This window comes from Haliea atlantica (genome assembly GCF_054779855.1).
This window is the reverse complement of the sequence record NZ_BAAGXL010000014.1, coordinates 54312-65406: the sequence shown is the minus strand read 5'-3', so window position 1 is coordinate 65406 and position 11095 is coordinate 54312. Positions and strand designations below refer to the sequence as shown.

The 11095-nt window shown below is 62.6% G+C and carries 6 protein-coding genes; all 6 read right to left on the bottom strand.

Going from position 1 to position 11095, the window contains the following annotated elements; genetic code table 11:
• Position 1: 1 nt before the first annotated feature.
• On the bottom strand, positions 2-4219 hold the full coding sequence (gene rpoC, locus ACYVGS_RS10205) for a DNA-directed RNA polymerase subunit beta' (protein ID WP_460588579.1): 4218 nt from the start codon (positions 4217-4219) through the stop codon (positions 2-4).
• Positions 4220-4295: 76 nt separating this feature from the next.
• On the bottom strand, positions 4296-8369 hold the full coding sequence (gene rpoB, locus ACYVGS_RS10200) for a DNA-directed RNA polymerase subunit beta (protein WP_460588578.1): 4074 nt from the start codon (positions 8367-8369) through the stop codon (positions 4296-4298).
• Between the two features lie 188 nt (positions 8370-8557).
• The gene (gene rplL / locus ACYVGS_RS10195) at positions 8558-8938 is read right to left on the bottom strand and encodes a ribosomal protein bL12 (protein ID WP_460588577.1); all 381 of its coding nucleotides are present in this window, start codon (positions 8936-8938) and stop codon (positions 8558-8560) included.
• A 46-nt stretch (positions 8939-8984) separates the two neighbouring features.
• Positions 8985-9512: a 50S ribosomal protein L10 gene (gene rplJ / locus ACYVGS_RS10190; RefSeq protein ID WP_460588576.1), complete on the bottom strand. Its 528-nt coding sequence runs from the start codon at positions 9510-9512 to the stop codon at positions 8985-8987.
• Between the two features lie 330 nt (positions 9513-9842).
• Positions 9843-10538, bottom strand: a complete 696-nt coding sequence (gene rplA / locus ACYVGS_RS10185; protein ID WP_460588575.1) for a 50S ribosomal protein L1 — start codon at positions 10536-10538, stop codon at positions 9843-9845.
• Entirely contained in the window at positions 10538-10972 is a 435-nt protein-coding gene (gene rplK, locus ACYVGS_RS10180; RefSeq protein WP_460588574.1) for a 50S ribosomal protein L11, read from the bottom strand. Before rplK ends, rplA begins: the two co-directional genes overlap by 1 nt.
• Positions 10973-11095: the final 123 nt, after the last annotated feature.

The following is an 11095-nucleotide window of genomic DNA, read 5'->3' as shown; positions in this document are numbered from 1 at the left end:
CTCAGTCGTTGCCCTGCAGGGCCTCGGTCAGTGCGGCTTCGATCTCTTCGGCGGAGACGCTCATCTCGACCTCGCTGCCACGCTTGCGCTTGCGCTCCTCGTGGTAGGCCAGGCCAGTACCGGCGGGGATCAGACGACCCACCACCACGTTCTCCTTCAGGCCGCGCAGGAAGTCGCGCTTGCCGGTCACCGCAGCTTCGGTCAGCACCCGGGTGGTCTCCTGGAAGGAGGCCGCCGAGATGAAGCTTTCGGTTGCCAGGGAGGCCTTGGTGATACCCAGCAGCTCGCGGTCGCCGGTTGCCGGAATCAGACCGTCTGCCAACAGGCGCTCGTTCTCTTCCAGCAGCGTCACGTACTCCACCTGCTCGCCCTTGATCAGGCTGGAATCGCCGGACGAAGTGATCACGACCTTGCGCAGCATCTGGCGAACAATCACCTCGATGTGCTTGTCGTTGATCTTTACACCCTGGAGGCGGTAGACCTCCTGGATCTCGTTGACGATGTACTTGGCCAGGGACTCGACACCCTTGAGGCGAAGGATATCGTGGGGGCTCATGGGACCCTCGGAGATCACCTCGCCCTTCTCCACCGATTCACCCTCGAACACACCCAGGTTGCGCCACTTGGGGATCAAGGTTTCGTAGTGGTCGGAACCATCGGGCAGCGGCTTGCCGTCGGTCGGAGTAATCACCAGGCGGCGCTTGCCCTTGGTTTCCTTGCCGAAGCTGACGGTACCGGAGATTTCCGCAAGAATCGCGGGCTCCTTCGGCTTGCGCGCCTCGAACAGATCCGCAACCCGGGGCAGACCACCGGTGATGTCACGGGTCTTGGAACCTTCCTGGGGAATCCGCGCGATCACATCGCCGACTTCCACCTGGGCGCCGTTCTCCAGGCTGACCAGAGAGCTGGGCGGCAGGAAATAGTGGGCCGGCACATTGGTGCCTGCCAGCATGACTTCCTCGCCCTTGTCGTCGACCAGGGTCACGGCCGGACGCACGTCCTTGCCCGCTGCCGGCCGCTCGCCGACATCCATCACCTCAATGCTGGACAGACCGGTCAGTTCGTCGGTCTGGCGCTTGATAGTGATGCCCTCCTCCATGTTGGAGAACTTCACCGTGCCCGCCATCTCGGTGATGATCGGGTGGGTGTGGGGGTCCCAGTTCGCAACGACAGCGCCAGCTTCCACCGCATCGTGGTCCGCCACCTTGAGGATGGCGCCATAGGGCAGCTTGTAACGCTCCCGCTCGCGACCCATCTTGTCCAGGATGGACAGTTCCCCGGAACGCGATACCGCAACCAGATTGCCGTCCTTGCGCTGCACCGTCTTCAGGTTGTGCAGACGCACGGAGCCTTCATTCATCACCTGGATGTTGTCCTGGGCGGTTGCCCGGGACGCCGCACCACCGATGTGGAAGGTCCGCATGGTCAGCTGGGTGCCGGGCTCACCGATGGACTGGGCCGCAACGACACCGATGGCCTCGCCCATGTTCACCCGGTGACCGCGGGCCAGGTCGCGACCGTAGCAGGTGGAACAGATACCGTGGCGGGTCTCACAGGTGATCGGCGAGCGCACTTCCACCTCGTCAATACCCATTTCCTCCAGGCGGCGGATCCACAGCTCGTCGAGCATGGTGCCGGCGGTGATGGCGATTTCGTCATCGGTGCCGGGCTTGATCACGTCCTTGGCCACGATACGGCCCAGTACGCGATCCCCCAGGGATTCAATGATATCGCCACCATCGATAACCGGGGTCATCAGCAGGCCGCTGTCGGTGCCACAATCGACTTCCGTGACCACCAGGTCCTGGGCCACGTCCACCAGACGCCGGGTCAGGTACCCGGAGTTGGCGGTCTTCAGCGCGGTATCCGCCAGACCCTTACGGGCCCCGTGGGTCGAGATGAAGTACTGCAGTACGTTCAGACCCTCGCGGAAGTTGGCCACGATGGGCGTCTCGATGATCGAGCCATCCGGCTTGGCCATCAGGCCGCGCATGCCCGCCAGCTGGCGGATCTGAGCGGGTGAACCCCGGGCACCGGAATCGGCGTAGATGTACACCGAGTTGAAGGAGGGCTGCTCTTCTTCCTCGCCTTCGCGGTTGATGACGGCCTCCTTGGACAGGCCCTCCATCATCGCCTTGGAGACCAGGTCGTTGGCCCGGGACCAGATATCGATCACCTTGTTGTACTTCTCGCCCTGGGTCACCAGACCCGCAGCGTACTGGTCTTCGATTTCCTTCACCTCGGCCTCGGCACGGGCAATCAGCTCGGCCTTGGCGGCGGGGATCTCGAAGTCGTTTACGCCGATGGAGGAACCGGAGCGGGTGGAGTACTCGTAACCGGTGTACATCAACTGGTCGGCGAAGATCACCGTGGCCTTCAGGCCCACCGCGCGGTAGCACTGGTTGATGATGCGCGAGATGGACTTCTTGTTCATGTCGCGGTTGACCAGGTCGTAGGCCAGGCCCAGCGGCACGATTTCCCACAGCAGGGCGCGCCCCACGGTGGTATCGGCGACGAAGGTGCGCTCCTCGCGCTCGCCCTCGTCGGTGTTGACCACTTCGTGAACACGGACCTTGACCCGTGCCTGCAGGTGCACGTGGCCCCCGCGGTAGGCGCGGCTCACCTCGGTCACGTTGGCGAAGGCCATGCCTTCGCCCTTGGCGTTCACCCGTGCCCGGGTCATGTAGTAGAGACCCAGTACCACGTCCTGGGACGGCACGATGATCGGCTCGCCATTGGCCGGAGAGAGGATGTTGTTGGTCGACATCATCAGCGCCCGGGCTTCGAGCTGCGCTTCCAGGGTCAGCGGCACGTGAACCGCCATCTGGTCACCGTCGAAGTCGGCGTTGTAGGCGGCACACACCAGCGGGTGCAGCTGGATTGCCTTGCCCTCGATCAGGACCGGCTCGAAGGCCTGGATACCCAAACGGTGCAGGGTGGGCGCACGGTTGAGCAGCACCGGGTGCTCGCGGATTACCTCGGCGAGGATGTCCCAGACTTCCGGCGGTTCGCGCTCGACCATTTTCTTGGCCGCCTTGATGGTGGTGGCCAGGCCGCGCGCTTCCAGCTTGCCGAAGATGAAGGGCTTGAACAGCTCCAGGGCCATCTTCTTGGGCAGGCCGCACTGGTGCAGCTTGAGGGTCGGCCCCACCACGATCACCGAACGACCGGAGTAGTCGACCCGCTTGCCCAGCAGGTTCTGGCGGAAACGCCCCTGCTTGCCCTTGATCATGTCGGCCAGGGACTTCAGCGGGCGCTTGTTGGAGCCGGTGATGGCGCGGCCGCGACGGCCGTTGTCCAGCAGGGCGTCTACCGCCTCCTGCAGCATGCGCTTCTCGTTGCGCACGATGATATCCGGCGCGTTGAGGTCGAGCAGACGCTTCAGGCGGTTGTTGCGGTTGATCACCCGGCGGTACAGGTCGTTCAGGTCCGAGGTGGCGAAACGGCCGCCATCCAGGGGCACCAGCGGACGCAGATCCGGCGGCAGCACGGGCAGGGCGTTGAGCACCATCCACTCGGGCTTGTTGCCGGAGCCGGCGAAGGCTTCCATCAGTTTCAGCCGCTTGGACAGCTTCTTGATCTTGGTCTCGGAGTTGGTCTGCGGGATTTCCTCGCGCAGGCGGGCAATTTCCGCATCCAGCTCCAGCTGCTTCATCAGGTCCTGGACCGCTTCCGCGCCCATCTTGGCAGTGAACTCGTCACCGTGCTCCTCCATGGCCTCGTAGTACTCCTCGTCGGTGAGGAGCTGGCCGGGAGTCAGCGGGGTCAGGCCGGGTTCGGTCACCACGTAGGACTCGAAGTAGAGCACGCGCTCGATATCGCGCAGGGTCATGTCCAGCAGCAGACCGATGCGGGACGGCAGCGACTTCAGGAACCAGATGTGCGCGACCGGGCTGGCCAGTTCAATGTGGCCCATGCGTTCGCGACGCACCTTGGCCAGGGCGACTTCCACGCCGCACTTTTCGCAGATCACGCCGCGGTGCTTGAGCCGCTTGTACTTGCCGCACAGACACTCGTAATCCTTCACCGGGCCAAAGATCTTGGCGCAGAACAGGCCGTCCCGCTCCGGTTTGAAGGTCCGGTAGTTGATGGTCTCCGGCTTTTTCACTTCACCAAAGGACCAGGCCCGGATCATTTCCGGGGACGCCAGACCGATGCGAATGGCGTCGAACTCTTCGGTCTGTCCCTGAGCTTTGAGGAGATTCAGTAAGTCTTTCAAGGCCTTTCCTCCACGAGGTTATCCTGTCGGCAGCCGGCGCGCCCGCGCCAGCTGCCATTGAGTCCGGTGCTGCCGGTCATTCGTTCTCCAGCTCGATATCGATACCGAGCGAGCGAATTTCCTTGACCAGCACGTTGAAGGACTCGGGCATTCCCGGTTCCATCCGGTGATCGCCGTCGACGATGTTCTTGTACATCTTGGTGCGGCCGGCCACGTCGTCCGACTTCACCGTCAGCATCTCCTGCAGGGTATAGGCGGCACCGTAGGCCTCCAGGGCCCAGACCTCCATTTCTCCGAAACGCTGACCACCGAACTGCGCCTTGCCGCCCAGCGGCTGCTGGGTAACCAGGCTGTAGGAACCGGTGGAACGCGCGTGCATCTTGTCGTCCACCAGGTGGTTCAGCTTCAGCATGTACATGTAGCCCACGGTAACCGGGCGGTCAAAGGCCTCGCCGGTACGACCGTCAAAGAGCGTGAACTGACCGCTCTCGGGCAGGTCCGCCAGCTTCAGCAGGCCCTTGATGGCATCCTCCTGGGCACCGTCGAAGACCGGCGTCGCCATGGGCACACCCGCGCGCAGGTTGTTGGCGAGGGTGAGAACTTCTTCGTCGCTCAGGGACTTCAGGTCCTCGGCACGCCCAGCGCTCTCGTTGTAGATCTTCTCCAGGAAGCCGCGAATCTCGGCCACCTTGCGCTGCGTCTGCAGCATCTCGTCGATCTTCACACCGAGACCCTTGGCGGCCATGCCCAGGTGAGTCTCCAGGATCTGCCCCACGTTCATCCGCGAGGGCACGCCCAGCGGGTTGAGGACGATATCCACCGGCTCGCCGTTGGCGTCGAAGGGCATGTCCTCCACCGGCATGATCACCGAGATCACACCCTTGTTACCGTGGCGACCCGCCATCTTGTCGCCCGGCTGGATGCGACGCTTGATCGCCAGGTAAACCTTGACGATCTTGAGCACGCCCGGCGCCAGGTCATCGCCGCTCTGGAGCTTGCGCTTCTTGTCTTCGAAACGCTCTTCCAGCAGCTTGTTCTGCTCCTCCAGCTGACGCTTGGCGTTGGCCAGGTTGTCGTTCAGCGCGGAGTCGGAGAGCTTGAGCTTGAACCACTGCTCGCGATCCAGGCCCGCCAGCACATCGTCGGTGAGCTCGGTGCCCTTGGCCAGACCCGCGCCACTGACGGTCTTGGCGCCGCGGAGCTGGTTCGCCAGCATGGAGAAGGTCGCCTCTTCGTAGATGCGGAACTCTTCCTTCAGGTCCTTGCGGAACTCGTCCAGCTGGTGCTTCTCGATCTGCAGGGCGCGGGCGTCCTTCTCCAGCCCGTCGCGGGTGAAGACCTGTACGTCAACCACGGTACCCTTGGTGCTGGAGGGGACCCGCAGGGAGGTGTCCTTGACGTCCGAGGCCTTCTCGCCAAAGATCGCCCGCAGCAGCTTTTCTTCCGGGGTGAGCTGGGTCTCGCCCTTCGGCGTGACCTTGCCCACCAGGATGTCGCCGGCTTCCACTTCGGCGCCGATGTAGACAATCCCGGATTCGTCCAGCTTGGCCAGGGCACTCTCACCGACATTGGGGATGTCCGCGGAGATCTCCTCGGAACCCAGCTTGGTGTCCCGGGCGATACAGGTCAGCTCCTGAATGTGAATCGTGGTGAAGCGATCTTCCTTGACCACATTCTCGGAGATGAGGATGGAGTCCTCGAAGTTGTAGCCATTCCAGGGCATGAAGGCGATACGGATATTCTGGCCCAGGGCCAGTTCGCCCATGTCCACGGAGGGACCGTCCGCCAGGATGTCACCGCGGGCCACCACGTCGCCCTGCTTGACGATCGGACGCTGGTTGATGCAGGTGTTCTGGTTGGAACGGGTGTACTTGGTCAGGTTGTAGATGTCCACCGGGGCCTCGTTGGGACCCACGTCGGCATCATTCACCCGCACCACGATGCGGCTGGCATCCACGGAATCGATGTAGCCGTCCCGGCGCGCCACCACGCAGACCCCGGAATCGGAGGCCACATAGCGCTCCATGCCGGTACCCACCAGCGGCTTCTCCGCCTTCAGGGTCGGCACCGCCTGACGCTGCATGTTCGAGCCCATCAGCGCCCGGTTGGCGTCATCGTGCTCCAGGAAGGGAATCAGGGCCGCCGCCACGGAGACCACCTGCTTCGGCGACACATCCATGAAGTCCACCTTCTCGGGCGGCATCACGGTGAATTCGTTCATGTGCCGCACGGTGATCAGGTCGTCGACGAAGCGGTTGTCCTTGTCCACCGTCGAGGAGGCCTGGGCGATCACGTACTCCGCCTCGTTGATGGCGGAGAGGAATTCGATGTCATCGGTGACCTGGCCGTCCACCACCTTGCGGTAGGGGCTCTCCAGGAAGCCGTAGTCATTGGTCCGGGCGTAGGTTGCCAGGGAGTTGATCAGACCGATGTTCGGGCCTTCCGGCGTTTCAATCGGGCAGACCCGACCGTAGTGGGTCGGATGCACGTCGCGCACCTCGAAGCCGGCGCGCTCGCGGGTCAGACCGCCCGGGCCGAGGGCGGAGACACGGCGCTTGTGGGTCACCTCGGACAGCGGGTTGTTCTGGTCCATGAACTGGGACAGCTGGCTGGAACCGAAGAACTCCTTGACCGCCGCCGATACCGGCTTGGCATTGATCAGGTCCTGGGGCATCAGGCCCTCGGACTCGGCCATGGACAGGCGCTCCTTGACCGCACGCTCCACGCGCACCAGGCCAACGCGGAACTGGTTCTCGGCCATCTCGCCGACACTGCGTACCCGGCGGTTGCCCAGGTGATCGATATCGTCGACCATGCCGCGACCGTTGCGGATGTCCACCAGGGTCTTCAGCACATCGACGATGTCTTCGCGATCCAGCACACCGCTGCCGGTCACTTCCTCGCGACCCAGGCGGCGGTTGAACTTCATCCGGCCCACCGCCGACAGGTCGTAGCGGTCGGGCGAGAAGAACAGGTTCTGGAACAGGTTTTCCGCGGACTCCTTGGTCGGCGGTTCGCCCGGGCGCATCATGCGGTAGATTTCCACCAGCGCTTCCAGCTCGCTGCGGGTGCTGTCCTGGCGCAGGGTCTCGGAAATATAGGGGCCGCAGTCGAGCTCGTTGGTGTAGAGGGTCTCGATGGTATCGATGCCCGCCGCTTCCAGCTTGCCCAGCTGCTCCTCGGTGATCTCGCTATTGCACTCGGCGATCAGCTCCCCGGTCTTTTCGTCGACCAGGTTGCGCGCCAGGGCGCGGCCATAGAGGTATTCGCGGGGAATCTCCAGCTCGCTGACCTCGGCCTTTTCCAGCTCGCGGATGTGACGCGCGGTAATCCGGCGGCCCTGCTCAACCACCACCTTCTTGCCCACCTTGATGTCGAACGACGCGACGTCACCACGCAGACGCGCGGGAATCAGCGTCATCTTGTAGTTCCCGTCCTTGTCGACGGTGAAGGTGTTGAAGTCGTAGAACATGTCCAGGACTTCCTCGGACTCGTAGCCGAGGGCGCGCAGCAGGATGGTCGCCGGCAGCTTGCGGCGGCGGTCGATGCGCACGAAGACCATGTCCTTGGGATCGAACTCGAAGTCCAGCCAGGAACCGCGGTAGGGGATGATACGCGCGGAGTAGAGCAGCTTGCCGGAGGAGTGGGTCTTGCCCTTGTCGTGATCAAAGAAGACACCCGGCGAGCGATGCAGCTGGGAGACGATTACCCGCTCGGTGCCGTTGACAACGAAGGTGCCGTTCTCGGTCATCAGGGGGATTTCCCCCATGTAGACTTCCTGCTCCTTGATGTCCTTGATGGTCTTGCTGGACGAGTCCTTGTCGTAGATGATCAGGCGCACCTTGACCCGCAGGGCGCAGGAATAGGTGACGCCGCGCAGCTGGCACTCGTTGACGTCAAAGACGGGGGTGCCCAGCTTGTAATCGACGTACTCCAGGGCAGCGTTGCCGCTGTAGCTGGTGATCGGGAACACGGATTTGAAGGCGGCGTGCAGACCGTAGTCGCCGCGCTCTTCCAGGGGAACGCCCTGCTGGGTAAATTTCCTGTATGAATCCAGTTGGATCGCAAGCAGATACGGGACGTCCATCACGTTCGACAGCGTGCCGAAGTCCTTGCGAATGCGTTTCTTCTCAGTGTACGAGTATGCCATCAGTACTCCCCAGCCTCTTCAATTTCCCGCCACCTCACCGGCAGCCAACCAGCCCTGTCACAGGCCGCGCAACCCGCGGTTGCCGACCCGATAAAAACCAGTACTCTTCAAGCGGGAAAAGGCCGGCAGGCAACAATGCCCACCAGCCTTGTCCGTGCCTGGCATTCTGCCAAGCGAACTGCACGCGCTTACTTGATCTCGACTTTCGCGCCAGCTTCCTCGAGCTTGGCCTTGAGCTCTTCGGCTTCGGCCTTGGCAACGCCTTCCTTAACTGCGGAGGGAGCGCCGTCGACCAGACCCTTGGCTTCCTTCAGGCCCAGGCCGGTTACTTCGCGAACAGCCTTGATCACGTTGACTTTCTTCTCGCCGGCTTCGGCCAGAATCACGTCAAACTCGGTCTGCTCTTCAGCAGCACCACCGGCGTCGCCGCCAGCAGCAGCCGGAGCAGCAGCCACTGCAGCAGCAGCGGTTACACCGAACTTTTCTTCCATGGCGCTGATGAGCTCAACCACTTCCATTACGCTCATTTCAGCAATTGCATTCAGAATGTCATCTTTGGACAGAGCCATGATTCACTTTCTCCTGGTTGATAATTGAGTGTACGTCGGCAGGCCCTCAGGCCGCCTCTTTCTGATCGCGTACTGCTGCCAGTGTGCGAACCAGTTTTCCGGGTACTTCGTTCATGGTCTGTACCAGCTTGGTCACCGGCGCCTTCATCACACTCATCAACATTGAGAGCGCTTGATCACGCGTCGGCAGTTTCGCCAGTACATCCAGTTGTTCTGCACCCAGCATCTGGCCGCTCACCGCCAGTGCCTTCACCTCGAAGTTTTTCTGCTCCTTGGCGAAATCCTTGAACAGTCGGGCCGCGGCGCCCGGATCCTCCATGGAGAATCCGAACAGGGAGGGACCTACGAGCGAGTCACAGACACACTCGAATTCCGTTCCCGCCAGGGCGCGCTTGGCCAGGGTGTTCCGCACGACGCGGAGCACCACAGCATTGTCACGCGCACTCTGGCGCAGAGCCGTCATGTTCCCCACGGTGACGCCACGTGCATCGGCGATCACCAGGGACATGGCACTGGTGGCAGTCTCGTTAACTTCAGCTACGATCGCTTTCTTGTCTTCGAGTCCAATTGCCACTGGTATTACCTCTGGATTAACATGTGTGGCAGCTTGCGGTACAACCGCTTACTGCCTCCTTGCGTGGTGAACGAATCCACCATCTGCGTAGGCCATCCCGCTCTCGCCAGGACATTTACGCGCAACCCCGCGGGGCTGCTCACCTACGGTCTTTGATGGCCTTCAGTTCTCAGCGTGCTCTCAACCAGGTAATGGCGGCATACCGCCATGGCCTGAGCCTGCTCCAAAGACCTCAAAGCGTGTTGCACCGGAGGCCTCGACCCCCTGAGTGCAACTCGACCCACCCTCCCTGGCGGGCCGACTGCATGCAGCCCCCGAGGGGGCGGCACATCAAACGTTGATCGACGCCTGGTCGACCGTCACACCCGGACCCATGGTGGTGGACAGGGTGATCTTCTTCATGTAAATACCTTTCGCCGCGGAAGGCTTGGCCTTGCGCAGGTCGGCCAGCAAGGCTTCCAGGTTGCCGCGGATCGCGTCCACCTCGAAGTCGATCTTGCCAATGCCACCGTGAATGATGCCATTCTTGTCGGTACGGTAACGCACCTGACCCGCCTTGGCATTCTTCACCGCGGTGACCACATCGGGGGTGACCGTGCCGGTCTTGGGGTTCGGCATCAGGCCGCGCGGGCCGAGGATCTGGCCCAGCTGGCCAACCACGCGCATGGCATCCGGAGAGGCCACAACCACGTCGAAGTCCATCATGCCACCCTTGACCTGTTCGGCCAGGTCTTCCATGCCAACCAGGTCGGCACCCGCCGCCTTGGCTTGCTCGGCGGCATCGCCCTGGGCAAACACGGCCACGCGAACAAAGCTGCCGGTACCGTGGGGCAGGGTCGTGGCACCGCGTACGGCCTGGTCCGATTTCCGGGCATCGACACCCAGGTTAACCGCCACTTCAACCGTCTCGTTGAACTTTGCAGTCGCCAGCTCCTTGAGCAGGGCTACCGCCTCTTCCAGCGGATAGGCTTTGCCGGGCTGGACTTTTTCGCGATACGCGCGAAGACGCTTGGACAACTTGGCCATTAGACGACCCCCTCTACATCGAGACCGGCAGAACGCGCGCTGCCTGCAATGGTACGAACTGCCGCATCCATGTCGGCGGCGGTGAGATCAGGCCACTTCATGTTGGCGATCTCTTCCAGCTGCTCGCGGGTCACCTTGCCGACCTTGTGGGTGTTCGGCGTAGCGGAACCCTTGTCGATCTTGGCGATCTTGCGCAGCAGCACAGCGGCCGGCGGGGTCTTCTTGATGAAGGTGAAGGAACGGTCCGCGTAAACGGTAATCACCACCGGAATCGGCAGACCGGGCTCCATGCCCTGGGTCTCGGCGTTGAACGCCTTGCAGAATTCCATGATGTTCACACCGTGCTGACCCAGCGCCGGACCGACCGGCGGGCTGGGGTTGGCCTGGCCGGCCTTCACCTGCAGCTTGATATAAGCCTGGACTTTCTTTGCCATGTTTCAACTCCCGGGTACAAGCGCCTGACGATGTCGACCCCGCGGGGCCGGAGCGCCGAGGCTCCCCATTGTGACGACCGCAGTCGTCGGTTGCTGTCGACCGGGATACCCCCGGCCACGGAG